Annotated in this window: 22 protein-coding genes; 9 read left to right on the top strand and 13 right to left on the bottom strand. The window is 31.0% G+C overall.

Annotation, left to right across the window (positions count from 1 at the left end; translation table 11 throughout):
* Positions 1-134: 134 nt before the first annotated feature.
* The 8 genes from yidD to FF125_RS07565 all read right to left on the bottom strand — a co-directional run bounded on the left by yidD (position 135) and on the right by FF125_RS07565 (position 7,138).
* The gene (gene yidD / locus FF125_RS07600; RefSeq protein ID WP_138949200.1) at positions 135-404 is read right to left on the bottom strand and encodes a membrane protein insertion efficiency factor YidD; all 270 of its coding nucleotides are present in this window, start codon (positions 402-404) and stop codon (positions 135-137) included.
* A complete protein-coding gene (gene cysS, locus FF125_RS07595; RefSeq protein ID WP_138949199.1) occupies positions 382-1,857 on the bottom strand; it encodes a cysteine--tRNA ligase in 1,476 nt (491 codons plus the stop codon). Before cysS ends, yidD begins: the two co-directional genes overlap by 23 nt.
* Positions 1,858-2,123: 266 nt before the next feature.
* Positions 2,124-3,071, bottom strand: a complete 948-nt coding sequence (locus FF125_RS07590) for a DUF342 domain-containing protein (RefSeq protein ID WP_138949198.1) — start codon at positions 3,069-3,071, stop codon at positions 2,124-2,126.
* The gene (locus FF125_RS07585; RefSeq protein ID WP_138949197.1) at positions 3,052-3,597 is read right to left on the bottom strand and encodes a hypothetical protein; all 546 of its coding nucleotides are present in this window, start codon (positions 3,595-3,597) and stop codon (positions 3,052-3,054) included. Before FF125_RS07585 ends, FF125_RS07590 begins: the two co-directional genes overlap by 20 nt.
* Positions 3,590-4,138: an RNA polymerase sigma factor gene (locus FF125_RS07580; protein WP_138949196.1), complete on the bottom strand. Its 549-nt coding sequence runs from the start codon at positions 4,136-4,138 to the stop codon at positions 3,590-3,592. Before FF125_RS07580 ends, FF125_RS07585 begins: the two co-directional genes overlap by 8 nt.
* Positions 4,139-4,463: 325 nt before the next feature.
* Complete coding sequence (locus FF125_RS07575) at positions 4,464-5,558, bottom strand: peptidylprolyl isomerase (protein WP_138949195.1); 1,095 nt, start codon at positions 5,556-5,558, stop codon at positions 4,464-4,466.
* Position 5,559: 1 nt separating this feature from the next.
* Entirely contained in the window at positions 5,560-6,117 is a 558-nt protein-coding gene (gldI, locus tag FF125_RS07570; protein ID WP_138949194.1) for a gliding motility-associated peptidyl-prolyl isomerase GldI, read from the bottom strand.
* Positions 6,107-7,138: a DHH family phosphoesterase gene (locus tag FF125_RS07565; protein WP_138949193.1), complete on the bottom strand. Its 1,032-nt coding sequence runs from the start codon at positions 7,136-7,138 to the stop codon at positions 6,107-6,109. Before FF125_RS07565 ends, gldI begins: the two co-directional genes overlap by 11 nt.
* Positions 7,139-7,262: 124 nt before the next feature.
* Between FF125_RS07565 and FF125_RS07560 the strand changes: the two genes are divergently transcribed.
* On the top strand, positions 7,263-7,682 hold the full coding sequence (locus FF125_RS07560) for a nucleoside-diphosphate kinase (RefSeq protein WP_138949192.1): 420 nt from the start codon (positions 7,263-7,265) through the stop codon (positions 7,680-7,682).
* A gap of 131 nt (positions 7,683-7,813) precedes the next feature.
* Here the strand turns inward: FF125_RS07560 and FF125_RS07555 are convergent, their stop codons facing one another.
* The 3 genes from FF125_RS07555 to recF form a co-directional block, all read right to left on the bottom strand.
* The gene (locus tag FF125_RS07555) at positions 7,814-11,716 is read right to left on the bottom strand and encodes a choice-of-anchor D domain-containing protein (RefSeq protein ID WP_138949191.1); all 3,903 of its coding nucleotides are present in this window, start codon (positions 11,714-11,716) and stop codon (positions 7,814-7,816) included.
* Between the two features lie 68 nt (positions 11,717-11,784).
* Complete coding sequence (locus tag FF125_RS07550) at positions 11,785-12,084, bottom strand: DUF721 domain-containing protein (protein ID WP_138949190.1); 300 nt, start codon at positions 12,082-12,084, stop codon at positions 11,785-11,787.
* A gap of 3 nt (positions 12,085-12,087) precedes the next feature.
* Positions 12,088-13,170, bottom strand: coding sequence for a DNA replication/repair protein RecF (gene recF / locus FF125_RS07545; protein ID WP_138949189.1), 1,083 nt, complete (start codon positions 13,168-13,170; stop codon positions 12,088-12,090).
* 103 nt (positions 13,171-13,273) lie between these two features.
* Here recF and FF125_RS07540 point away from each other — a divergent pair, with 103 nt between their 5' ends.
* From FF125_RS07540 to FF125_RS07510, 7 genes are all read left to right on the top strand, one after another.
* Positions 13,274-14,047: a tetratricopeptide repeat protein gene (locus FF125_RS07540; protein ID WP_138949188.1), complete on the top strand. Its 774-nt coding sequence runs from the start codon at positions 13,274-13,276 to the stop codon at positions 14,045-14,047.
* A gap of 6 nt (positions 14,048-14,053) precedes the next feature.
* Positions 14,054-14,527 carry a 6,7-dimethyl-8-ribityllumazine synthase gene (gene ribH, locus FF125_RS07535; protein WP_138949187.1) on the top strand — a complete coding sequence of 158 codons (474 nt, stop codon included), beginning with the start codon at positions 14,054-14,056 and terminating at the stop codon, positions 14,525-14,527.
* A 116-nt stretch (positions 14,528-14,643) separates the two neighbouring features.
* The gene (locus FF125_RS07530; protein WP_117884070.1) at positions 14,644-14,913 is read left to right on the top strand and encodes a riboflavin synthase subunit beta; all 270 of its coding nucleotides are present in this window, start codon (positions 14,644-14,646) and stop codon (positions 14,911-14,913) included.
* Positions 14,914-16,740 (top strand): DNA mismatch repair endonuclease MutL, encoded by a 1,827-nt coding sequence (gene mutL, locus FF125_RS07525; protein ID WP_138949186.1) that lies wholly within the window; start codon positions 14,914-14,916, stop codon positions 16,738-16,740.
* A gap of 20 nt (positions 16,741-16,760) precedes the next feature.
* Positions 16,761-17,486 carry a rhomboid family intramembrane serine protease gene (locus FF125_RS07520; RefSeq protein WP_138949185.1) on the top strand — a complete coding sequence of 242 codons (726 nt, stop codon included), beginning with the start codon at positions 16,761-16,763 and terminating at the stop codon, positions 17,484-17,486.
* Positions 17,487-17,492: 6 nt separating this feature from the next.
* Entirely contained in the window at positions 17,493-18,347 is an 855-nt protein-coding gene (locus FF125_RS07515) for a rhomboid family intramembrane serine protease (RefSeq protein ID WP_138949184.1), read from the top strand.
* 326 nt (positions 18,348-18,673) lie between these two features.
* Entirely contained in the window at positions 18,674-19,414 is a 741-nt protein-coding gene (locus tag FF125_RS07510; protein WP_138949183.1) for an endonuclease/exonuclease/phosphatase family protein, read from the top strand.
* Between the two features lie 166 nt (positions 19,415-19,580).
* Here the strand turns inward: FF125_RS07510 and FF125_RS07505 are convergent, their stop codons facing one another.
* Positions 19,581-20,084 carry a GNAT family N-acetyltransferase gene (locus FF125_RS07505; RefSeq protein WP_138949182.1) on the bottom strand — a complete coding sequence of 168 codons (504 nt, stop codon included), beginning with the start codon at positions 20,082-20,084 and terminating at the stop codon, positions 19,581-19,583.
* Positions 20,085-20,100: 16 nt separating this feature from the next.
* Positions 20,101-22,983: a triple tyrosine motif-containing protein gene (locus tag FF125_RS07500; RefSeq protein ID WP_138949181.1), complete on the bottom strand. Its 2,883-nt coding sequence runs from the start codon at positions 22,981-22,983 to the stop codon at positions 20,101-20,103.
* 245 nt (positions 22,984-23,228) lie between these two features.
* Here FF125_RS07500 and FF125_RS07495 point away from each other — a divergent pair, with 245 nt between their 5' ends.
* Positions 23,229-26,336, top strand: a complete 3,108-nt coding sequence (locus FF125_RS07495) for a SusC/RagA family TonB-linked outer membrane protein (protein WP_138949180.1) — start codon at positions 23,229-23,231, stop codon at positions 26,334-26,336.
* Position 26,337 lies beyond the last annotated feature (1 nt).

Raw genomic sequence — 26,337 nt, 5'->3', positions numbered from 1 at the left:
CCTTCTACTAAAATTAGAAAAAAAATACTTTGGTCTAACTATAAACACTATAATTTCCAATAGCGTATGAAAAAGATTCTATCTAACAGCTAAAAGATAAGCCATAACTGACTTATCTTTTTTGTTTTATAACCTTATTTCTCTTTCTTATCTGGCACCGGATCATAACCACTTCTACCCCATGGGTGGCAACTAAAAATTCTTTTTATTGATAACCATCCTCCTTTAAATAGCCCATGTTTTTGCAAAGCTTCTACAGTATAATGAGAACACGTTGGTGTAAACCTACAACTTGCTGGAGTATATGGTGAAATGGCCGTTTGATAAAACCGAACTAGCAATATAAACGGATATGTTAGTATTTTTTTAATCTGATAGTATTTATATTGAAAAAGTTGTACCATCCTTTCCATCTTTTAACTGGACACCTGCATCTGCCAATTGATCTCTTATTTGATCAGACAATGCCCAATCTTTATTAATCCTAGCTTCATTACGCATATCAATCAACAATTCTACAACATTACTCAACTTTTCTGAACTATCCGTTGAAGTAACATTTTCTAGACCTAAGACATCAAAAATAAATGTATTAAATGTAGCCTTAAATGTTTTTAAATCATCAGATGATAAAGTCTCTTTTTTCTCCACTAACAAATTTATTGTTTTTACACCTTCAAATAAATTTGCGATTAAAATGGGACTATTAAAATCGTCATTCATGGCATCATAACAACTTTGAATCCAATTAGAAATATCTATTGAAGACGATTTACTTTCTTGTATATTGTCTAATAGATTAACTGCATTCATTAAACGATAGTACCCTTTTTCAGATGCCACTAAGGCATCATTTGAAAAATCTAAGATACTTCTATAATGTGCTTGTAACATAAAAAAGCGAGCTACAGTAGCAGGAAAAGGCTTACTTAAAATAGAATTATTACCCGTAATTATTTCTTCAGGTAAGATATAATTACCTGTTGATTTTGCCATTTTTTTGCCATTCAAAATCAACATGTTTCCATGCATCCAATACTTTACAGGAGTTACGTTATTATGAGCTTGAGCCTGTGCTATTTCACATTCATGATGTGGAAATTTCAAATCCATTCCACCTCCATGAATATCAAATTGTTCTCCTAAATACTTAGTACTCATAGCTGTACATTCCAAATGCCAACCCGGAAAACCATCACTCCATGGTGAAGGCCAACGCATGATATGCTCTGGTTGAGCTTTTTTCCACAAGGCAAAATCTTGAGGATTTCTCTTTTCAGATTGTCCATCTAAAACACGGGTGTTATGGATAGCATCCTCAATATTTCTTCCACTTAAAATACCATAATGTTCTTTCTCATTATACTTTAAAACATCAAAATATACAGAACCGTTAACTTCATATGCTAAGCCATTATCAATTATACTTTTTATAATCTCAATCTGTTCAATGATATGACCTGTAGCGGTCGGTTCAATATTTGGCGGCAACAAATTAAATTTTCTCAGTACATTATGAAAATCAACAGTATAACGCTGAACAACTTCCATAGGTTCAATTTCTTCTAGACGTGCTTTTTTTGCAATTCTGTCTTCACCAACATCAGCATCATTTTCTAAATGCCCAGCATCCGTAATATTTCTTACATAACGTATTTTATACCCCAAATGTTTAAAATAACGATACACTAAATCGAAAGACATAAAGGTTCTAACATTACCCAAATGCACATTGCTATATACCGTAGGTCCACAAACATACATCCCAATATAACCTTCGTTTAATGAAACAAAATCTTCTTTCTGATTAGAAAGAGAATTATAAATTTTTATTTTTTGTTGTTTATACAACTCCATAAAATATGCTCTTTTTTAGAAGCCCTAAAGGTAACAACATTTTAAATAGTGACCCGTCGAAAATATACAAAAATTAAAACCAATTCTTTCGAGCCCATTTTTATTCTTTTCTTTTCGTCTGATGCTTAGAATATCTACTAAATAAAACTATCCTTCTAAATGTATTGAGTTTGTAAAAATATGTCCAATTCCTCCCTGTCATTATGTACCAAAAAACCACTAAATTTCATAAATTTAGTGGTTCAATTGAGTTAGTAATTTAAAAATTAGTTTAAAAAGCTTAATGTTCCATATTTAACATTCATTTTAAATTTAGCATCCTTTGGTGCCTTAATTATTATTGTTCTTTTCACTTTTACTTTTTCTCTATCTTCCAAAACTCCAATAATTATATTTCGTTTTTTATTAATATCAGCCTCATGCTTATTAAAGTTACCCCTAATAATAACCTGATTCTTTCTTTGCTTTAGTAGTTCTTTTCTTTGTGTCATCTGATTTTTCAACATCTCTTTTCGTTCTTCTGCATGTTTCTTCTGTTCTTCTGCCATTTTTTCTAATTCAACCTTTAATACGGCTGAATTTTCTTTAATTTTATCAGCTTCCTTTTCCCAATTCCCTTTGTTTTTTTCTAAATTCTCTTCCATTTCTTTTTGCCATTTCTTTAAGTAGCTCTTGTCCGTTTTATATTTTTCATAATCAAATTTAGGAAGAGCATCCTCAAAATGAAAATCGAAATCTAGCATAACAGGCAATCTTGGAGATTCGGGAAAAACCATAATATCATTGTTTAACGCAATCAAATTATCTAACTCTAACTCAGGAAAACTATATTCAAAATTTTGAAGATCGTTAACATTTCCTTTAATAGTTATATTATTTACATCATTGGAGAAAAAGTAATTACTCGAAACGCCATTAGATTTAGATGTAATTTCTACTTCACTTTTATTACCAATGGCACTAAATTTCCAATTATCTAATGTTCTTTCTGCTCTTTCATCTTCCGCTCCTTCAACTTCGATAATCGCTTCGATACTTACTTTGTTCTTGCTCCATGTTTCAATTTTAACATCTGTATTTCTTGTATTTACATCAATTATAACATCTTTGTTGGTATTAAAGTCTTCGTTGTATGTTCTCCGATGATTTTGAGCACCTATAGTTGTACTAACCATTAGTAGTAACCCTATTGTTTTATATAGTATTGTCTTCATTTTGAATTGTTTTATTTGATTTAATTTCTTTGAGTTTATCTTTTAATTCCAATAGAAGTTGCAACCTTAATTGTAAATTATTTATTAATGCATTTACGATGTTTTCATTAATATCATCAGTAATTAACTTTTTACTCAACACTTTATAATCATCTGACAACACTGATACTTTTTCTAAATAACTATCTAGTATTTCTTTATTATTGTCAGTGACTTCAATACCAAGTAATTCATAATTGATAGCCGTTTCATAGTTATTTTCGATTTGTTTCAATTCTGGAGATATAGCAGCGAGGTCTATTTTTTCATCAATTACATCTGGTTGAAGGTCATTATTTCCAATTAAAAAATATCCAGCACTTATCAATATCAAAATGGATGCGGCTATTTTTAGAAACAAATAATTTTTCCCTTTTTTAGGTTGTTGTTTTTGCAACCTGTTTTCAAAACGTTGTCTATGATTAGATAACATTTCTAGCTTTTCACCTTCATTTTCTTTTATGATTTCTTTTATATCTTTAAGCATAGTTCTTTTGTTTTAGCATTTCCTTTAATTTATTTTTAGCTCTAAATAATTGTGATCGCGATGCCACTTCGGTTATATTTAGTATTTGAGCAATTTCTTGATGATCGTAACCTTCTAATAAAAATAGCTTTAAGGTAATTTTATAATTTTCAGCCAATTGTTCAATCGCATAATAAACTTGATCTATAGAAATGGAACTTTGTACCTTCCAATTATCTTCATCTGATAATTGTAAATGATTTTCATTTATTTCAACAATTGTCAGTTTTCTCCTTTTTAAGTAATCTAAACATTGGTTGATTACAATCTTCTTTAACCAAGCACCAAATGCAACACTTTCATTAAATTGATTTAATTTTTGAAAAGCTTTTATAAAAGATTCCTGCATCATATCTTCTGCCAACGCTTTATCTTTCATAAAATTAAATGCTGTTTTAAACATTGCGTCACAATACAAATCATAGACTTTCATCTGTGCTTTACAATTGTTCTTTTTGCATTTTTTAATTAGATCTCTATGCAAGAATTTGGTTTGATTCATTATAGCTATTGGCTATTTCTATTTGTTCAATTATTTCTGAAACTCATATTAAATACGATGAAAAAAAAGTAGTGTTGCACTTTTATCAAAATATTATTTTAAATCTACAACAATTCCCTCTTATTACTGTAAATCATAGGTTGGTACAAAAGAATAATTATGAGGGTAAGTATAAGTGAATATATTGTAATCGAGAAAGTAAGTATCGTTAAACAATAGTTGTTCCTACTAAAAAAAGTATAGCAAATTATGTAATAGTAGATCTGTCAAATATTCCCGGTTATTGGCTGTAATGGCCTATTGAATCAATCAAATAAAATTGTAATTATTCTACAATTTCTAATTCAAATATTAAATCTGTGTCTGGTGGTATCGGCCCACGCCCTTGTGTACCATAGGCTAAATGAGAGGGGATAAAAAGCATCACTTTATCACCAATATTCATTTTTTGTAACCCTTCTTTAAACCCATGTATTAGTTCTGCATCTGGACTATAATCCATTTTTTTAGGATTATAACCACCTCTAGCTTCTACTTTAGGATCATATTTTAAATAAAGTTCAGCTATTTCTTTATTATTAGTAGTAAACAGTTCACCTGAATTGAAATAACCTGAATAATAAACCTTAACCGCATTTCCTATATTAGGTTTTTCTCCGTCTCCTTTGTTTATAAAATATATTTTAAGTCCTGAGTGCAAACTATCAGCGTTTGCCTCATAGATTTCTTTTTGCTTTAAAAAATTAGTTTTAGCCGTTTTGGCCATTTCTACTTTTATTTCAGCTTCTTTTTCTAATTTCTTAAAATAGTCTCCAAAAATTTTAGGAGCGTTAAACTTTTTTGATTCATTTCCTATTCTAATAATTTGGACTTTGTTTATTACATCATCCTTAGCAATAGAATCTAATATTTGTACACCTTCTACAACACTTCCAAAAACAGTGTGCACTCCATCTAAATTCGAAGCTTCTTTTAAGGTTATAAAAAACTGACTCCCATTCGTATCAAAACCGGCATTAGCCATAGATAAAATTCCTTTTTTACTATGTGTTAGAATTAGCTCGCCTTTCTCATCTATTGGAAACTCATCTTCAAATTGATACCCTGGTCCGCCAGCACCGGTTCCTTGAGGATCGCCTCCTTGAATTATATAATCTTTAACAACCCGATGGAATAGTAATCCTTCATAAAAATGCTTATTCCTAAATCTTTTTGCTACATAAGGATTCGTTCCTTCCGCCAAAGAAACAAAGTTTGCTACCGTAATTGGAACTTTTCGATAATCTAATTGGACTAAAATAGCCCCTTTGTCTGTTTGAATATCTGCATACAAGCCCTTTTCCAAATCAGTATAGTTGTTTGATTTACATGATGAGATAACTATTACTACAATTAGAAAAAGGATCTTAGCTATTCTCATTTTACTTATTTTTGAGAACTTTAGTTAAAGTAACCGTGTATTGTAACGGTTGGTTAGAATTAATTTTTTGATATCCAGAATACCCATATGCTTTATGAGATGGAAATAAAAAAGTAACTATTTCTCCCTCTTTCATTAATTTAATTCCATCTTGTAAACCAGTAATAAGTTCCTGCTTATCAACGAGATAATTTTTCTCACCTAATTCTTCTTTAGTATAAATCGTTTTATTATTAACATCCTTAATTTCATAGGTAAAAATTACTTCATCTCCAGTTTTAGGTAGTTCATTTATTTCAGCATTTTTGATATTATAATAATACCAAAATCCTTTTTCAGAAGTAATATATTCTTTTGTAGTGTCAGATTGCATTAATGCAATTAATGCCTCTTCTTCTACTTTATTTATAATTTTATTTCGCTCAATTGACTCTTCTAAAAAAGAGGATGTTTTCTGTACTACCGGTTTCCGTGGTTGTGGAGTTGTACATGAAATTATTAAAGCAAGTAAACTTATGCTAAACCCAATGGTTGAAATATTTTTAATTTTAGTATTCATAAGAATTTTCTAATTCATTTTTATAATCTGGTAAAAGCTCCATAAAGTGTTTCACTGTATCTTGCAAAGGAATTTCGCTTCTACCTCCTGCGGCATTTAAATGACCGCCACCATTAAAATGATTACGAGCAAATTCATTTACAGAAAATTTTCCTTTTGATCGTAAAGACATTTTAATAATACCTTGCTTTTGATCTTCAATAAATATAACGGCAAAAACAATACCTGCAACGGACAATCCATAATTTACAAAACCTTCTGTATCTCCTTTTTTGAAATTCATACTATTTAATTCCTGCTGAGATATGGTAATAAACGCTGTTCTATATTCATGCATTACCTTTAAATTACTTAATGCTGTACCAAGTAATTGCAAACGACTATAAGAGTTCGTGTCATATAATCGATTGTGTATTTTAGTATGATCAATACCTACATCCATCAAATTGGCAATAATTCTATGCGTTGTACTTGAAGTTGCTTGATATTTAAATGAGCCTGTATCAGTTAAAATTCCTGTATAAATGCAACTAGCAATATCTTTATCAATACTATCCAATTCATGTACTTTATCTAAAAAATGATAAATCATTTCACATGTAGAGGCAATTGAAGCATCTGAGTACATATACTTGGCGTAATCATCTGGTTGTTCATGATGATCAATCATTATGTATATTGGACTAATACGCTGTAAAACATGCTCCATTTGATGCCCTACTCTATGCAATGCATTAAAGTCTAAGGTAAAAACAATTTCGGCATCCTCTAAGAGCTTAGTACCTTCCTCAACATTTTCGTCAAATACAATTATTTTATCTTGATTTGGTAACCACTTTAAAAAATCAGGACAATCATTAGGAGAAACTACTTTAACTTTATGATTTCCTCTTAGTAAGTAATGGTATAATGCTAAACTGGAGCCATATGCATCGCCATCTGGATTTCTATGTGAGACAATAACTATTTTTTTAGGAGTAGATAACAACTCCTTTACTTCTTGTATATCTTTCGTATTCATTGCTCGCGAATATACAATATTTTAATATTTTTTATCCTTTTGCATTAAAACAAAAAGTTAAAATGAATTCGTTTTTTTTAATAAAACGATTACTTTTGCATTTCAATAAAAGAAAATTAAAAAAATGACAACAAACAGAACATTTACAATGCTTAAGCCTGATTCAATTGAAAAAGGTAATATTGGAGCTATTTTAGAAAAAATAAATGCTGCAGGATTTAGAATAGTAGCCATGAAATTAACCCAAATGACGGAAAATGATGCTAAAGCATTTTATGCTGTTCATAATGAAAGACCATTTTTTGGTGAGTTGGTTGAATATATGACCCGTGGACCAATAGTTGCAGCTATTTTAGAGAAATCTAACGCTGTAGACGATTTTAGAGCGTTAATTGGTGCTACAAACCCAGAAGACGCAGCTGAAGGTACGATTAGAAAATTATTCGCTGCATCTATTAGCGAAAACGCAGTACATGGAAGTGATAGTGATGAAAATGCAGCTATTGAAGGTGCTTTTCATTTTTCTGGACGTGAGATGTTTTAATTTCAGATCAATATAATTTTGTTTTAGTAAAACTAACTGATATTTATACCTTAATAGAAAACATATAAATCAAAAAAAATGCCTCGTAAATACGAGGCATTTTTTATTAATTCACTGTAGATTAAGTATTCTTAATACTTAATTGCTTTTTTACTTATTTCAGTACCATTATCAAAAGTAGTATTCAAAATCAGTACTGTACCTTTTCTAATATTCTGAGTGTTCACTCTGAACTCACTTTCATTAGGCAACATATTCACTAGTAATCTACCAGTAACATCATACATTTTTAATTCTTTTACAATCGTTTTAGATTTTACTAGCAATGCATCATCTTCGTTTATAACTACAAAGTCATTGTTTAAATCAAAATCATCAACGCCTAAGGTTGCTTTTGTAAACTGAAGTGTAAATCTATCTTCATAACTTCCTATTGCTGCTGAAAAATCATATGCTCCTTGTTTCAAATCGTGAGTAACATTTAATTCATTGTCAACTAAATAAATTGCGTTTTCAGTTAATGATGCACCTTCAAAACGATCAATACTTATGCTGTATGTTACATCTAAATCTTCAATATATGTATCGAATGCTAAAGGTACTTTTTTCTCTAAATTAAATGAACCTAAGGCTTGAATACCATAATTTAAGGTATCTATCTTAGAATATAAGTTAACCCAACCTTCGCTAATTTTTATACCATCATATCCTTTATCCTTACCATCAGTAGCATTTTCTAAAAAAGCAATTAATATTTGACTTTCAGCTCCACCTTTACTACTCTTAGCATTTAGCCATACTCTTTCTTTTTCTCCTACAGAAGCTTTTTTGTTATCTGTACCTCTATAAAATTGGGTATTAAATTCCCTAACACGCATTGCATCCGTAAAGGTTGTTTTTGTTGGTGAATTATCTGCCATAACAACAAAACCTTGTCCAGAAGCAATATATCCCTCTGGAGCCGGTGCACCAGAATCAGATGGTGATCCTACACCTGGACCAACAGTTCCTGTTAAATTGTAAACAGCATAGTCATCATTTGTATACTGTTCTCCTGTGACATTTAAGTTATTAGGTGTTTTATGTGACCAAAACCAAATAGTACCATTTAACGCAGTAAAATTATTACTTTCTAAAATAAATGCATCGGCGTCAATAGCTGAAGGATATGGATTACCAATTAAATTCATATCATTTAAGAAATTACCATCATCTTGCCATACTAAAACAACATTTTCAGTAGAAGAATTAATATCTCCAGAATTAGGCACCCCAGTAAATTGTACACTTGCAGCTCCTGGATAAGTACCTGATATTGGCCCCTGAGAAATATAACCTTGCCCTACTTTCATTGTTTCTCCAGCGGCATTGATCCACTCACCTGTAAGCTGATCACCCCCATTTGGTATTAAATTATCAGCAGCCTGATCCCAATAATAAATTCTGTTCTGATCATAACTTACAGCAGGAAATACTGCAGAAATGTTTTGATTTCTAACAGGTGAAGACCAATAGGTGTAATCTTGTACATCATTAAGTGATGTTGTATATTCAATTTTAGTAATACTCCCTGAGATTGCCACATCAGAACTACCAGGGTTGTTTATATCTAAATTATTAACCGTATATAAAGACTCTTGGTCACCTATTATAACCGTACCTGTATTAGTAAAACTTCTATTTGCTTCTACATAATTTGTAGTATTTCCATCCATATTAAGATAACCCGTAATTGTTAAATCACATGCCGCAATAGATCCTTTATCTGCAGTATATATTCCACTAATAACCGCTGTTCTTGTTTTGTCAGGCACCCCATTATCCCATGATGTTGTCCAAGTTGTAGCACCCGAATTTTGTGTTCCTAAAGCTATATTTGATAGGCTATTGGCATTATTAACTTCCGCCAAAGTCAATTCAAGATAATCGTTAACTAAAGTACCATTAATACTTGTTGTTGCTGCAAAATCAATTGATGGTGTTAATGAAGTTCCACAGCCTTTTATAAAGCTTTTATCTTTACCCCAATTTGGAGGTGTTCCACCATCAACTACAATACCCATTATATCTAATCTGTCGTTATAACAATCGAATGAGGCAGATTCTGAAATAAGAATCACATCGTTACCATTAAAACTACAAACCTCGGTAGCTGGCTCTGGAGTAATTCCTAAATTAGGATTTGTAGGTAAAACAGCCCCTGACCTACTATACAATCTCACCTGACCAGAGACCATAGCCTCTATAGGAACAAATTCTTGTGGTGGAAGGGATTCTATATTACCCGCCTTTGTAGCATTAGAATCTTTGTATAAACATAAATAATAAGATCCTGCAGGAAAATCAATGGTTGAAATATTTTTCACTTCAATCCACCTATCCTCTGGTAACGTACCTTCATAATATTGTGTTATTAGAAAAGGGCTAGCTGCATTTACATCTATTGCCGTACCAGAAATTGCAAATGTATAAGGGTTTTCATCAGCATCATCATTAGCAATTGAAACCGTAGCATTTCTCGTTGTTAGGGCCACACCTGTTGGATCAAAAGTTATACTAAAAGTAGTATTACCACTTGCCGCAATCGGACTTACAGGTACGGCTGTTAAAGTAAAATCTACAGCATCAATTCCTGAAATAGTTATGTAAGGGCTTGGGTCTGTTAAATTCAAATCTAAAGTACCAGTGTTTTCAATAGTAAATATATGTGTTACGCTTCCTGTGAAGGCATCAACTGAACCAAAATCAGTATCATTCGAAATACTTGTGATAAGGTCACCATTATTTATAGGATTGCCTAAACCGGTAATATCCATTTCTGGCACTGGAATAACACCTGTTCCTTCAATTAAAAAAACAAAATTTAAATCAGTCACATCATCACTATCAATATTTACTATCGCAGATTGATATCCACTTGTTGATGGAGTGAAAGTGACATCAAATGTTGTTGAACCTAAAACTGGAATTGGAGTTGTTGGAAAATTTGTTACTAAAAAATCACCTGTACCACCAACATTAACAAGAGGTGCACCATTTAAGTTTAAGGGTGCAGTACCCCTATTAGTAATTGTAAATGTATGTGTTATTCCTGTAAATAAAGCCACATTACCATATTTAGTATCATCTATAGTTGATGGCGAAAAATCAGGATTCCCAATAGGGTTCCCTAATCCACTAACCTCTATTTCGGGTGATACAGCTACTCCATAACCTTCTATATTGTAGTAGAAAACTCCATTTGGATCATCACTTTGTATAATCACACTTGTACCATAAAATTCAGTAGAAGGAGTAACGGGCGGTGAAAACTCAATATCAAAAGTGCTCGAACTACCTGCAGGTATTGGCGTAGTTGGAAAATTAGTTACAACAAAGGCTCCTGCACCACCCGGTGTAATTACTAGAGGAGACCCTGTCAAATTCAAAGGAGCTGTACCAGTATTTGTAATTGTAAACGTATGTGTTTCTGAGCCCCCAACTGTAACATTACCAAAATCAGTATCATCAATAGAACTTGGCATAACATCACCATTAACTATAGACACCCCTAAACCACTAACATCAATAGAAGGAGATAAGGCAGGTGGTAATGCTGTTCCTGCAAAATTAATTGATATGTTACTTGTACCTCCAAGTCCAAAATAAGTAGCAACTAAATTAAGAGTTGCTGCTTTTATCCCTGTAGGACTAATTGGATCAAAAGTAACTTCAAAAGTTTCTGACTGTAATCCTAAAATTACAAAACTTACTCCAGGACTTCCACCACTACTTCTACTAAAATCATTCGTAGATCCAGTCAATCCATTATCACTTATAAATAAGCTAGTTAAGTTATTATTGGTGATTGTAAAAGTATGTACTACAGCAGTACTACCTATATTTACTGACCCAAAAGAAGTATCATCCGAGGCATCTGGAATGTTAGTTCCATCAGTGGGAATAGTAGTTCCATTTCCTGAAACGGTATAATTCTGTGCTTGCAGAAAGAAAACAGCAAACAAAGCCATTAAAAATAGTAATTTTTTCATCATTTTTTATTAGTGTTAGCGTCTTTAGAGACTTTTTCTTATTTTGCAAATATACTAATTATAAACAAATGCTAATTAAGCTTAACGCTTTTTATTAACATTTTATTTAACTTTTCGTTTAAAAGTTTTACAATTTTTTCTTTTCCATAACTTAGTTCTTCTCGTAATACGGAAGAATTTAGCTTTACGGTCAGAATACCATTTCTAAATTGAACATCAGTGGTGTAACTTACTACTCCACTCCCCATTACCTCTGACCAAGCTTCTTTTATCAATACTAGATCAATACCTTTTTGTAATTTATTTTCTCCTAAAACGTTTTCCATTACGTCTTTTATGGACAAAAACTCGTTATTTCTTCTGTTGCTCATAGCCTAATTTAATTCAAACATTTTATAAGGTTGATTTGTTTTTTTAATCACATTTTCAGTCCTTTCTGCATGTGTATCTGTAATAAATATTTGCCCAAAATTGTCATCATTAACCAAATCTACAATTTTTGACACTCTATTTTCATCTAATTTATCAAAAATATCATCTAATAACAAAATTGGGGTCTTTTTTGATTGCATTTGAATAAAATCAAATTCTGCTAATTTCAATGCTATTAAATACGTTTTTTGTTGTCCTTGCGATCCAAACTTCTTAATAGGATACTCCTCTATACTATATAACAAGTCATCACGTTGAATTCCTACCGACGTGTACTGTAAAACCCTATCTTTTTCTAAACTTTTTTTCAATAACTCTTCAAAATCCGTTTTTTCTAACTGACTTTTGTATTTAAAACTAACATTTTCCCCTTCACTACTAATGTGTTTATGCCTTCTTTCTAATATTGGGGCAAAATCTTCTGCAAAACTTTTCCTTTTTTTATAAATTCTATCACCAAAATCAATCAGCTGCTTATTATAAACATCAATATTCAAAGCGTCGAAGGTATGGTTAGATGCAAAATATTTTAATAAAGCATTACGCTGTGACAACACCTTATTATAACTAATCAAATCTTGTAAGTAATTTTTATCAGATTGGGCAATAACACTATCCATAAATTTACGACGAACATCACTACCTTCACTGATTAAATTCGTATCATTCGGAGAAATGATAACTACGGGAATCAACCCAATATGCTCAGAAAGCTTTTCATAATCTTTCCCATTCCGTTTAACAACCTTTTTCTGACCTTTTTTAAAACTACAGTTAATTAACTCTTCCCTTTCGTCAAGATTAAAAAGACCCTCTACCACAAAAAATTCTTTTTCATGTTGAATATTCTGGCTCGCTATACTATTAAAATACCCTTTTGTAAATGCTAAGTGATAAATGGCATCTAAAACATTTGTTTTACCAACACCATTATAGCCAACAAAACAATTTATTTTAGTATTGAATTCAAATGCTTCCGCCTCAAAATTCTTATAATTAACAAGGCTAATTTTCTTTAAATACATACTTTATATGAAGTTCATTGCAAAAAAACGAAATTTACATCAATAATAAGAATATTATATCATAAAAAATTATACTTTTGCACCCACAAATTTTGACATAGAAATGGCAACATATAAGAAAAAAGGTAATAAGGCTAAAATTGATAAGGTTTCTAAAGTAGAGGAACAAAGCACAACAGCAGAGGTATTTAACACCCTAGACGAAACGGCTTCGAAATCTGAAAAATGGATTGAGAAAAATAGCAAACCATTAATTATTGGCTTCGTAGCACTTGCGGCAATAATATTAGGTTATTTAGCATATAACAAATTTGTTAAGGAACCAAAAAGTATTGATGCAGCAAACGAATTGGCGTATCCAAAAAGCTTTTTTGACCAAGCCGAATTAGGTTCTGCTACAATAGCGGTAGATTCTCTTTATAAATTAGCCCTTAATGGTGCTGACGGAAAATATGGCTTAATTGATATTATTGATAATTACGGAAGCACAGATGCTGGTAATTTAGCAAAATATATGGCGGGTATTTCTTACTTAAAAACCAATGATTACGAAAATGCTGAAAAATATTTGAATGCTTTTTCAACAGATGATGAAATTTTAGGTGCTATAGCGGAAGGTAACTTAGGTGATCTTTATTCAGACACTAACCAACCAGAAGATGCTATTGACAGTTATATAAAGGCTGCTAATTTTAAAAGTAATGAGTTTACTTCTCCCTTGTATTTATTTAAGGCCGGTAACATTGCTATGGACTTAGAGAATTATACGAAAGCCGAAGAATTGTTCACTAGAATAAAAAATGAATATCCTAATTCTGATGAAGGACTTAAAATTGATATTTATTTAAATAGAGCTAGATTAGCTGCTCAAAATTAAGCCTATATGGCAACTACAAACTTATCAGATTACGATAAAACAATACTTGGCAATGCTAAAAAATTAAAATTTGGTATTGTTGTTTCCGAGTGGAACACTTCAGTTACAGAAAACCTTTATAAAGGTGCTCATACTACATTATTAGATAATGGAGCCGTGGATGCTAATATTACAAGACTGAATGTACCTGGTAGTTTTGAATTAGTTTACGGAAGTAAACACCTACTTAAACAAGGTAAATTTGATGCTATAATTGCCATTGGATGTGTGATACAAGGTGAAACCAAACATTTTGATTTTGTTTGCGAAGCTGTTTCACAAGGCATTAAAGATTTAAATATTCAATTTGATGTACCTACTATTTTCTGTGTATTAACGGATAACACAATGCAACAATCTATTGATAGATCAGGAGGAAAACATGGTAACAAAGGTGTAGAATGTGCAGTTGCCGCCATTAAAATGGCAACATTAGCATAGTTTTAACACGTATTTTCCCTATTAAATTTTGATTGCCCCTATTTATTTCTGTAAATTTGATTTTGGTTTAATTTTTGGTGTAAATAAGCTAAATTTATAATTAAACATTAACTATTATGGGATTTATTAAACGTAAAAACAAAAAATTTGAATATTCTCCAAGATATTATAAAGGAGAGGGCAATCCATATAAGATAGAACATAAGTTTGACGAATTTAGAACAACTGTTGGAAAAAATTCTCTCAAAACAAAATTCACCAATGCCTTTGAAGAAACAAAAAGCTCAAAAGGCATCAATAAAACAATAGCAATTACGGTCGCTATTTTAGTTTTTATTTTTCTATATATAATAGATTTTGATCTATCCATTTTTCAAATGAAATAAATGTCAGATATTATTCAACTACTTCCAGATCATGTTGCCAATCAGATTGCTGCCGGCGAAGTGGTTCAACGTCCTGCTTCCGTTGTAAAAGAATTGTTAGAAAATGCTATAGATGCAGGTGCTACGGAAATAAAATTACTCATTAAAGATGCGGGTAAAACCTTAGTACAAGTTATTGATAATGGCAAAGGTATGAGCGTAACAGATGCTAGATTATCTTTTGAACGCCATGCTACTTCAAAAATTAGAACTGCAGAAGATTTATTTAATTTAAATACCAAAGGTTTCCGAGGAGAAGCATTGGCCTCTATTGCTGCTATTGCACATGTTGAAGTTAAAACGAAACAAGTAGATCAAGAATTAGGTACGCATATAAAAATTGAAGGTAGTACCATCCAGAATCAAGATGTTATTGCTACACCAACAGGTACGAGTATCGCAGTTAAACACTTATTTTTTAATATACCCGCTCGTAGAAATTTTCTTAAATCTAATTCCATTGAATTACGTCATATAAAAGATGAATTCTATCGTGTCGCCCTTACCCACCCTTCTATTGCATTCGATTTTTACAGTAATGATAGTGAAGTACTGAATTTAAACAGCAGTAATTTACGTCAGCGAATAGTTGCTGTATTCGGTAAAAAAATAAATGAAAAACTAGTTCCAATTCAAGAACATACAGATATTATTACTATTGAGGGATTTGTATCTAAACCAGAATTTGCTAAGAAAAAACGTGGTGAACAATTTTTCTTTGTAAACAACAGGTTTATTAAAAATGGATATTTGCATCATGCAGTAATTAATGCTTTTGATCAATTGTTACCTCATGGACATCATCCTTCTTATTTTTTGTATTTATCCGTCCCTCCAAATACAATTGATATTAATATTCATCCTACTAAAACGGAAATAAAATTTGAAAATGAGCATGCTCTTTATGCCATTTTACGATCTACCGTAAAGCATAGTTTAGGCCAATATAATGTGGCACCTGTTTTAGATTTTAATAGAGATGCTACTATGGATGTTCCTTATTCATTTAAGGATAAGACATCTGTTTCTACGCCAAAAATAACCGTTAACCCAAGTTTTAATCCTTTTGAAAGTGAGTCTAGGTCAAAATCATATGAAAAACCAAAAACGGCCCAATGGGAATCTTTATATTCAGGAACAGAAACAGCAGTAGATTTGCAGGAAATTGAAGTGGAGGCTGATGTTGTACATAAAGATTTATTTAATTCTTCAGAAAACGAAATAAAAGCGAAAACTCTTCAAGTTCATAAAAAATATATACTTAGTGTTATCAAATCAGGTGTTGTTTACATCAATCAAAATTTAGCACATCAGCGGGTTTTATACGAAGAGTTTTTAACGAAAATGACAATTGAAGACACCTCTAGTCAACAATTACTATTTCCCCTAGAAATAACCTTTAATAAAGGGGATATTTCTCTTTGCAAAGAAATTCAACCCGATTTAGAAAGTGTAGGATTTCAATTTGACAAAATTGACAATGATTCCATTACGTTAGACGGAATTCCTGTAAATGTTAATCAAAACAATGTTCAAGGTTTATTTGAAGAGCTTTTTGAAGACATTAAAAATGAAATACCCGATTCTAGTTTTAGTCAATTAGACGCCATAGCTAAAAGCTTGGCAAGAAGTTTAGCCATAAAAAATGGTACGAAGCTTAACAGTAAAGAACAAGAGGAGTTATTAGAACAATTATTTTCATGTAAAGAGCCGAATCAATCCCCTTTTGGTAAAAAAACATTTATTACACTTTCTTCTGAAGAAATTCAACTTAAATTTGACAATTAAACCCTTTATAAATAATAGCAATGGGAAAAATAACTGATACGGTTAAACATATCATCATAATAAATGTGCTACTCTTTTTGGTAGCTAAATTTGCTTATCCGCCTTTACAGGACTTATTTGCTTTACATTTTCCTAAAAATCCCGAATTTGGAATTTGGCAATTTGTTACACATATGTTTATGCACAGTCAACAATCATTAATGCATATCGGGTTTAATATGTTAGGCGTTTGGATGTTTGGTAGCCCATTGGAGCAACTATGGGGTCGTAATAAATTTATATTCTTTTATTTCTCAGCTGGTATTGGTGCAGGCTTAATTTATACAGGAGTAAATTATTTTCAATATAACATGGCGTTTCAAGAACTGATCCAAGCTGGTGCCACAAGTGCCGAGATTTCAGGTTTAATGGACATTACCAAGGTTTATCAAAATGAAGCACTTCAAACTGTAAACGAAATTTTTAACATACCTGCCGTTGGTGCATCAGGTGCACTTTATGGGGTATTAGTTGCATTTGGAATGAGTTTCCCAAATGCGAAATTGGCTTTAATATTTTTCCCCGTTCCAGTCGCTGCAAAATATTTTATTCCAGTATTAATTGCTTTAGATTTATTTTCTGGTATAACTGGATATTCTATTTTCGGAGCCGGAGTCGCTCATTTTGCTCACGTAGGTGGTGCCATTGTGGGATTAATAATTATGTTGTATTGGAAGAAAAATCAATTTAAACGATGGGATAAATAACATACATTGAATACAATAAAAGATCAAATACTATACAGAATAAAATCAGCAAACATTGCTGAACAGATCATCTATGCCAATATTATTTTATATATAATTACCTTGTTATTTAAGGTGTTATCAAGTTTTATGCAATGGCATGATAATTTATTTGTTAACTGGCTGTCTTTACCTGCAGATGTTAACCTATTTCTAACAAAACCATGGACTCTAATTACGTATGGATTTTTACATGCAGATTTTTTACATATTCTATTTAATTTAATATTCCTATTTTATATTGGAAACCTATTTTTAGATTTCTTTTCAAAACGCGATTTTTTAATTTATTATCTGTCAGGTATCGTTGTTGGAGGCATAATTTACCTTGCTAGTTATAACTTTTTCCCAGCACTGAAAGGAAGTAATGCCGTTTTACTAGGTGCATCAGCTGGTGTAACTGCAATTCTAGTAGGTATTGCAGCTAAGGTACCCAATTACGCTATTCATTTAAGGTTTATTGGGGCGGTTAAATTATGGCATATTGCTGTAGCTATGATCTTTATTGACATTATTCAACTACCTGTAAATAATACAGGTGGGCATTTGGCACATTTAGGTGGTGCTCTAATTGGTTTTTTATTGACGAACCAAGCGAATAAAGGAAAGAATTTAAATCAGCTCTTCGGATCTATTTTTAGATCAAAAAAGAAAGAACCTTTGAGAACTGTTTATAAAAACCCAAATCCTCAAAAAAGAACGAAAAATAATGCAAATGATCAACAAAAGATAGATTCTATATTAGATAAAATAAGTAAATCTGGTTATGAAACCTTAACACAACAAGAAAAAGATTTTCTTTTTAAGGTTGGTAAAAAATAACGTAGTAATTTTGGACAGTGAAGAAACTATCATTTTTTAATAAAATACTATTTATCATTAATACAATCTTTGCGATTGCATTAATTTTTTCCATTCTTTTACCGCGATTATCTCCATTTAAATTTGGTGTATTTTCTTTATTCAGCATTGTAGTTCCAGCAGTTATAATTATAAATATTCTATTTGTAATATACTGGATCTTAATTGGCTTCAAAAAGCAACTTTTACAGTCTTTTATAGTATTAATAATATCCTATTTTTTAATTCCTCAATTATATAAATTTAAGGACAATATCAATCAAGAAGATTCTAACACAATAAGCTTAATGAGTTTTAATGTTAGAAAATTTAATATGTATAAATGGATTAAAGTGGATGATATAGAATCAAAGATTAAAGATTTCATTGAAAATGAAGATCCTGATATCTTAGCATTACAAGAATATAGAATTCCTAAAAACTTTAAATTAAAATATCCCTATTTCAGTAATCCACCTGCTGAAAATTATTCTGACTCTATTCAAAATAGCAAACATAGAATTGCATTAGGCATATATTCGAAATATCCCATTGTAAAAGAAGGCATAATAAAATACGCAAGAACATCTTCAGCCGCAATGTTTACAGATATTGTTAAGAATTTAGATACTATAAGGATCTATACTTTTCACATGGCATCTTTAGGAATTGTACCAAATCAACATTACTTTGGGCACGACGATTCGGAAAAATTAGTAAAAAAAGTTCGGCAATCATTTAAAGTTCAGCAGCAACAAATAGACTCCTTAAATAAGCATATAAACACCTGTAAGTACAAAGTAATAGTAATGGGTGATTTAAACAATACGGCCTATTCATGGGCTTACAATAATGTAAGGAAGAATTTTAAAGACACATATTTGGAGGCTGGTAAAGGATTTGGAACTACCTATAAGTTTAATAAATTTCCGTTACGTATCGATTATATTTTTGTAGATAAAAACTTTAAAGTGAAGTCGCATAAAAATTATGGTATACAACTTTCAGACCATTACCCTATTATGGCGACCTTGGAACTTATCAAATAAATTATTACTGAAATGTTCCCCATTCCATGATCAACGTTATGACCAAAACCGTTTGACAGACACCTTAGAGCCTTTATTTTGATTGTCATTGTCATATTGTTCAAAATTATAAAAGAAGTTGATACGGCAACTAATTAAGATAAAAAGAGCAATAAATATTTAACTATCACAGCTCTAAGTAATACCGTTGTTCTGGTAGTTGTAAATCATCACTCACAAAATTTTCAATAAACTGAAAACCTGCATTTTTTATCATCTTTAAGGAGGCAACGTTTTCGGTAGCTACAATTGCAATTAAATTTTTCATTTTTATTGATTTACAGTAAGCTATCAAACCACTAAGAACTTCCGTTCCATATCCATTCCCCCAATATTCTTCTAAAAAGCGATACCCGATTTCATCGTTTTTAAATTCGTCTTTGATTAATGCAATGGTACCTACGAAAAAACCATCTTCAATTCTTGTAATTGCATAAATAAAAAAGTCATTACCCTCTTTATCATAAAATTCAATTAATTTGGGTAATTCTTCCTTATTTTCCTCATAGGTCATCGGTCTACCTCTTACAAATCTCATCACATTTTTATTCGACTGCATTTTATTAAAAGCTTCAAAATCTTCCATTTTTAAACTTCTTACTATCAACCTTTTTGTCTTAAAAATTGTCATTATTATATATTTAATACTATATATTCATCAAAAAACCTGTTAAATTGTCTTTTCTTGATAACCCCAGTTTTTTTCGCAGCCTATATCTTGCTAGCTCTACTCCACCTTTTGATATATTCATTACTTCAGCTATTTCTTTTGTTGACATATTAATAAGTAAATAGGTAGATAAATCTAATTCACGTGGTGTAATATTTTCATATTTCTCTTGTAAACGTTTAAGAAATTCGAAATGTACATTTTTAATATGTTTTTCTAAATCCTTCCAACTTTTATCGGCATTTATTTCCTTTAAAACACTTTTTTTAAGACTGTGCAGTTGGGATTTTGTTTCAACACTTATATCTGACGTTTCTAATTTTTTTAATTTATCAATTATTCCATTCAAAATTTTATTTTTTTTAACAACTTGTAATGAGTTACTTACCAACTCCTTATCCTTAGCTAGGATTTTTGTTTGCAATTTATCACGGTTTAAATCCTCAATTTCTTTCTCTAACTTATATTGTTCAGATATTATTCTAGCCTCTTTTTCTAAATAGCGTTTTCGATGTTCTAAAGTCTCGTAATATTTATCTTTTCTAATTTTTAATTTCATCCATAAAGAAATAAAATACATACTCACTATGATAAACAACGAATAACAGATATAAGCCAAATAATGTCGATACCAAGGCGGATATATTCTGAACTTAAAAAGTGTTGGGTCAGAAACATTACTATAACTATTTTTAACCCTGACGTGCATTTCATATTCATTCTCAATTAAATTAGTATATTCCTTCATTGCATTTTTCGTCCATAAGCTCCATTCTTGATCAAATGGTTCTAACTTATAGGAATACAATATAGGTTCTCGATTATATTCTGGAGAAGAGAATGTGAATTTAATATTGTTTGACTTGTAGGGAATCTTTATATTGAAAGAGCTTTGCTGAGGGTTACCCTGCATAATTGTATCGTTTTCATAAATAAAACTTCTGATGACCGCTCTTGGAACTGATATTTTATTTGAAACTGTGGTATCATAATGTGCGAGTCCATCAATTAAACCAATAAAAATATTCTTATTATCCTTTGTATTTATTGACAAGTAATTAGGTACTAAATTACCCGTTAAATTAGAAAATGGTTTAATTATATTGGTATAGTCCCTATTTTTATTTTTCATTAAGACTCCTAAAGATTCATCAAAAACATACCATAAATTACCATGTGAATCTTCTATTAATGTATTTATCGTAGCTAAATCCTTAAAATAATTACTCAACTTTCTATCTTCAAAAAATCTATCTTGCCCTTTAGAATAAGAATAAAAATGATTATTTGTTTGAAAATACACTTCATTATTTATTCGTTGCAAACTATTAATACCATTAACTGTATCATTAAATTTAGTTATGGTTTTTATGGAGTTAAACGCTTTAAAATCTTCTGATATCTCCATTTGATAAAGAATATTATCTCTTTTCAACCATAAAAAGTTTCCATCATGCTCAAATATATTTGAAGCTTTATCAAAATCACCAAGCTTATTTTTATAAACTAAGCCCGTTTTTGTTTTTTCAAATATGGAAAAGCCACCATAATTAGAACCAATAATAAAATTTGGTCTGTTAGGAATTTCTTTAAATCCATAGTAGCCAATATTATCAAGTACTTTGGCAACCTTGTTATTCTTTATTAGCATCGCTCCTCTATTATTTGCACACACTAAATCATCACCAATTACTTGAACATTCCATGTTTGTGCTGTTGTTCCTTCAACCAATTTAAAAGAGTCATCCGAAAAAATATTGTTCAATAAACGATAAAAAAGACCTTGATTTGTGGCTACATATAAATATTCCTTATAAATAACTGTACCATAAACGGTACTTAGATTTTGACTTGAACCTAAATAGGTGAAAGGAGAGTTTATACTAACATGAGAAATTCCATTATCTAAACCTAACCAAAGATTACTATTGCTATCAATAAATGAGCTTAGAATTGTATTATTTTGAAGTCCTTTATCTAAGTTAATATGTTGTTTTATTTTACCATCTATAGTACATATGATAATTCCATTCAATACTGTATTAAACACCAATGAATTGTTAAGTATTGCTATTCCACCAAGTGTACTATTCTTCTTAACAAAATCATTCGCTTCAGTTTCCCAAGGTGTAACTACTTCATTTTGATAGGTATATAATCCTTTTTCTAATAAAGCGAAAAGTAATGCATTATTTGGCATTTTTAAAATACTCCATATTTCAGTGTTTTTTAATACTTCAGTCCCTTTTAGATGTATTAAAACACCATTTACATATTCAAAAACCCCATACTCAATGTCCTGAAAATAAAGATTATTATCGACTAAAAATGAAAACTGAAATCGTTTAGGAGCTTCTAGCGTTTTTATCTCATTATCTTTGAAAATATATGCCTTATGAAAAGTCTGAAAAACAACTTCATCATTAACTATATGAATCTTCCAAATAAAATCAGTTGTTTTACTTTCGGTACCATCAATTAATGGCAATAGTGATTGAAATACAAGTTTTCCTCTTAAATTAGATTCAAAATAACCGAATTGATTATACCCTCCCACATAAATACGTCCATTTGTTCTATCGTATTTTACACTTCTTATATTAGAAGAATTAGGAATTTTATATAATTGCCATGAATTTCCATCAAATTGAAGTAACCCATTATTGTTGGCAAAATAAATATTACCAATTGTATCTTGATCAATTTGCCAATTTTGAGTACCAGCATTGTAATCTTTTTTTGAAAAATTATTAATTTTTGGTAATCCACTATTTTTCTCCTGACCATTAATCCGTTTTACACCAAGACACAAAAGAATTAATACTAAATAGATTGATAATTTATTTTGTAAAAACATCATTTAAATTAGATTTCTTATTAAAAAAGACAACTACTTCAAATGTAGTGTTTATTTTTTTAAATTAACCTAAAATTAATGTACTTTAATATTTTTATTTATCTGAATATTAATCATTTAATAACTAAATGATGTGTTTTTGTATAATTAAATTTCACACATTGATGTGTTTTTGTATGATTTATATTTTGATTAAAAAGTTAAATATTGGTTAAATTCGTACCATTATTAACTCAAACACTAATTATATGAAATTCAGAAAACATTATGTTTTACTCTTTCTATCTATGTTTATATCTTGGATGGTAAGTGCACAGTCTGTTACCGTTAATGGTACAATTAAAGATGGTAGTGGTGAACCTGTTCCTGGGGCCACTATACTAGTAAAAGGAACAACTCAAGGAACAACATCGGATTTTGATGGTAAGTATCAAATTGATGTTTCGTCCGAAGGCATACTCGTTTTTAGTTTCGTGGGATTTACAACGGTTGAAGAGCCCGTAAATGGAAGAGCAGAAATTAACGTTACGTTAAACGAAGATGCTCAAGCTTTAGAAGAAGTTGTAGTAGTGGGTTATGGTACACAAAAGAAAAGTGTAGTGACCGGTGCTATTTCTAGTATCAAGCAAAGTGATTTAGAAGACTTACCTATTACAAGGGTAGAACAATCTTTGCAAGGTAGAGCTTCTGGCCTTACTATAGCCTCTAATTCAGGTCAACCGGGATCTTCCTCTACGATAAGAGTTCGTGGTATTACAACATTAAACAATAACAATCCGCTTTGGGTAGTTGATGGTGTGGTGGTAGACAATGGTGGAATTGGTTATTTAAATCAAGCAGATATTGAGTCTATCGAAGTTTTAAAAGATGGTGCATCTGCTGCAATTTACGGTTCTAGAGCCGCTACTGGTGTTATTTTGGTAACCACAAAAAAAGGTAAGGCAGGTAAAATGAACATAAATTACAATGGATATGTAGGTGTATCATCACCTTCACGGAAATTGGATTTATTAAATGCAACAGAATATGCTACCCTAAGAAATGAAGCTTCAGTTGCAGGCGGTGGTTCTATATTATTTGCAAACCCAGAATCTTATGGACAAGGCACTGATTGGCAAGAAGAAATATTTAATAATAGTGCCATACGTCAGAGTAACGAATTAAGTTTGAGTGGCGGTAATGAAAAATCTACTTTTTATGTATCTTTTGGTTTAACAGATCAAGAAGGTATTGTAGCTACTAAGATTTCAAATTATATTAGACAAAATATTCGTTTGAATTCTACTCACAAGATTACTGATAAAATTACTTTCGGACAAACAGCAGCTTATTCTCATGAGAAAGTAGTGGGAATTGGAAATACGAATAGTGAATATGGTGGACCGTTAGCTTCAGCCATTAATTTAGACCCATTAACTCCTGTTGTAGAAACTGATCCTGTCTTAGCGAATCAAGCTCCTTATAACAATGCTGGTATTTTTAGAAACACTAATGGTGATCCTTATGCTATTTCAAGTTTTGTAGGACAAGAAATGTCTAATCCTTTAGCTTACATACAAACACGATTAGGAAACTATCAGTGGTCAGATAATTTGGTTGGAAATGCTTATGTTGAAATAGAGCCAATTGAAGGATTAAAAGTAAGATCAACTGTTGGTGGTAAATTAGCGTATTGGGGTGAAGAAAACTTTACACCTGTATCTTATTTAAACTCTGCATTTGTAGTAGGTCAAAATAATATTAATAAACAAACCAATAGAGGTTTTGCTTGGAATATTGAAAACACTGTTTCTTACGAAAAATCTATTGAAGATCATAATTTTACGGCATTACTTGGACAAGGAACATATGTTGAAGGTATTACCGGAGGTAGTTCTGTTACGTATTATGATATTCCAACAAATGATTACAGGGAAGCCGCTTTTGTAAGTGGACATCCAGCAGATAAGATTCAATCATATGCTTATGACAATTATTCACATTCTGTGTATTCATTGTTCGGAAGACTAAACTATAATTATAAAGAAAAATACATGTTTACTGGGATTGTTCGTAGAGATGGATCGACAAAATTCGGTGACAATAATAAGTATGGTTATTTTCCATCGTTTTCAGCGGGTTGGAATCCTCTTTTAGAAGATTTTTGGCCAGAAAACAATGTTGTTAATCAGTTAAAAATAAGAGGTGGTTACGGTGTTGTAGGAAATGATTCTAGTAATGATTTTTTATATTTAGCAACCATAGGCAGTGGCCGTAATTACCCTATTGGTACAGCCGGTTCTGTAGTCGCAGGGAATAGCCCAAATGCACCCTCTAATCCTGATTTAAAATGGGAAGAGACTAGTCAACTTAATATAGGTTTTGATGCTCGATTCTTTCAGTATTTTAGTTTTACTTTTGATTATTACAATAAAAAAACAACTGGAATATTACAACAAATTGTACTACCTGGGTATATCGGAACTACTGGAAATCCATGGGGAAATGTTGCTGATATGGAGAACAAAGGTGTTGATTTAGAATTAGGTTATTCTAAAACTTTTGAAGATTTTAAAGTTTCTGCAAATGCAAATATAGGTTATGTAAAAAATGAAGTAACTTTTTTAGGTAATGGTGTTGACTTTTTAACTGGTGGTGAAAGTATTCAATCAAGTACCTACCCAATAACTAGAACACAAGTAGGGCAACCCTACAGTTCTTTTTATGGATTTAAAACCGATGGTATTTTTCAAAACCAAGCAGAAATTGATGCTTATACCAATACTGATGGTAGTTTAATTCAACCGAATGCAGTACCAGGTGACTTTAGATATGTTAATGTTGATGGTAAAGGAACGATAGATTCAGATGATAGAACATTTATTGGAAACCCACTACCTGATTTTACTTTTGGTTTTACAGTGAACCTTTCCTATAAAAATTTCGACTTTATGGCATTTGCACAAGGTGCGGCTGGCAACCAGATTTACCAAGCCTTAAGACGTTTAGATATTGGAAGTGCCAATTATCAAACTAACGCCTTAAATAGATGGACTGGAGAAGGTACTTCTAATTCTTATCCTAGATTAACGACAAATGACACCAATTTAAATTTCAGTAATCCGTCTGATTTCTATTTGGAAGATGGAGATTATTTAAGATTTAAAACAATTCAATTGGGTTATACCTTACCTAATTCTATTATTGACAAGGTAGGTTTATCTAAAGTTAGACTATACATAACTGGAGAAAACTTATTTACTTTCACAAAATACAGTGGCTTTGATCCTGAAATCGGAGGTAATGTATTGGGTATTGATAGAGGTTATTACCCTCAAGCCAAGACAGGTATGTTAGGTATAAATGTTCAATTTTAAA

Source organism: Aureibaculum algae, from assembly GCF_006065315.1.
Classification (GTDB): domain Bacteria; phylum Bacteroidota; class Bacteroidia; order Flavobacteriales; family Flavobacteriaceae; genus Aureibaculum; species Aureibaculum algae.
Note: the sequence above shows the minus strand (reverse complement) of the source record. Positions and strands in the feature narration are given on the sequence as shown.

Excerpts from the sequence above, each read along its gene's own strand:
- gldI (WP_138949194.1), bottom strand. The coding sequence starts at position 6,117 with ATGAATACTAAAATTAAAAATATTTCAACCATTGGGTTTAGCATAAGT.
- FF125_RS07585 (WP_138949197.1), bottom strand. The coding sequence starts at position 3,597 with ATGCTTAAAGATATAAAAGAAATCATAAAAGAAAATGAAGGTGAAAAG.
- FF125_RS07565 (WP_138949193.1), bottom strand. The coding sequence starts at position 7,138 with ATGAATACGAAAGATATACAAGAAGTAAAGGAGTTGTTATCTACTCCT.
- FF125_RS07500 (WP_138949181.1), bottom strand. The coding sequence starts at position 22,983 with ATGATGTTTTTACAAAATAAATTATCAATCTATTTAGTATTAATTCTT.
- cysS (WP_138949199.1), bottom strand. The coding sequence starts at position 1,857 with ATGGAGTTGTATAAACAACAAAAAATAAAAATTTATAATTCTCTTTCT.
- recF (WP_138949189.1), bottom strand. The coding sequence starts at position 13,170 with ATGTATTTAAAGAAAATTAGCCTTGTTAATTATAAGAATTTTGAGGCG.
- FF125_RS07590 (WP_138949198.1), bottom strand. The coding sequence starts at position 3,071 with ATGAAGACAATACTATATAAAACAATAGGGTTACTACTAATGGTTAGT.
- FF125_RS07530 (WP_117884070.1), top strand. The coding sequence starts at position 14,644 with ATGGGATTTATTAAACGTAAAAACAAAAAATTTGAATATTCTCCAAGA.
- FF125_RS07505 (WP_138949182.1), bottom strand. The coding sequence starts at position 20,084 with ATGACAATTTTTAAGACAAAAAGGTTGATAGTAAGAAGTTTAAAAATG.
- FF125_RS07540 (WP_138949188.1), top strand. The coding sequence starts at position 13,274 with ATGGCAACATATAAGAAAAAAGGTAATAAGGCTAAAATTGATAAGGTT.
- ribH (WP_138949187.1), top strand. The coding sequence starts at position 14,054 with ATGGCAACTACAAACTTATCAGATTACGATAAAACAATACTTGGCAAT.
- FF125_RS07520 (WP_138949185.1), top strand. The coding sequence starts at position 16,761 with ATGGGAAAAATAACTGATACGGTTAAACATATCATCATAATAAATGTG.
- FF125_RS07560 (WP_138949192.1), top strand. The coding sequence starts at position 7,263 with ATGACAACAAACAGAACATTTACAATGCTTAAGCCTGATTCAATTGAA.
- FF125_RS07555 (WP_138949191.1), bottom strand. The coding sequence starts at position 11,716 with ATGATGAAAAAATTACTATTTTTAATGGCTTTGTTTGCTGTTTTCTTT.
- FF125_RS07510 (WP_138949183.1), top strand. The coding sequence starts at position 18,674 with ATGAGTTTTAATGTTAGAAAATTTAATATGTATAAATGGATTAAAGTG.
- FF125_RS07550 (WP_138949190.1), bottom strand. The coding sequence starts at position 12,084 with ATGAGCAACAGAAGAAATAACGAGTTTTTGTCCATAAAAGACGTAATG.
- FF125_RS07575 (WP_138949195.1), bottom strand. The coding sequence starts at position 5,558 with ATGAGAATAGCTAAGATCCTTTTTCTAATTGTAGTAATAGTTATCTCA.
- FF125_RS07495 (WP_138949180.1), top strand. The coding sequence starts at position 23,229 with ATGAAATTCAGAAAACATTATGTTTTACTCTTTCTATCTATGTTTATA.
- FF125_RS07580 (WP_138949196.1), bottom strand. The coding sequence starts at position 4,138 with ATGAATCAAACCAAATTCTTGCATAGAGATCTAATTAAAAAATGCAAA.
- mutL (WP_138949186.1), top strand. The coding sequence starts at position 14,914 with ATGTCAGATATTATTCAACTACTTCCAGATCATGTTGCCAATCAGATT.
- yidD (WP_138949200.1), bottom strand. The coding sequence starts at position 404 with ATGGTACAACTTTTTCAATATAAATACTATCAGATTAAAAAAATACTA.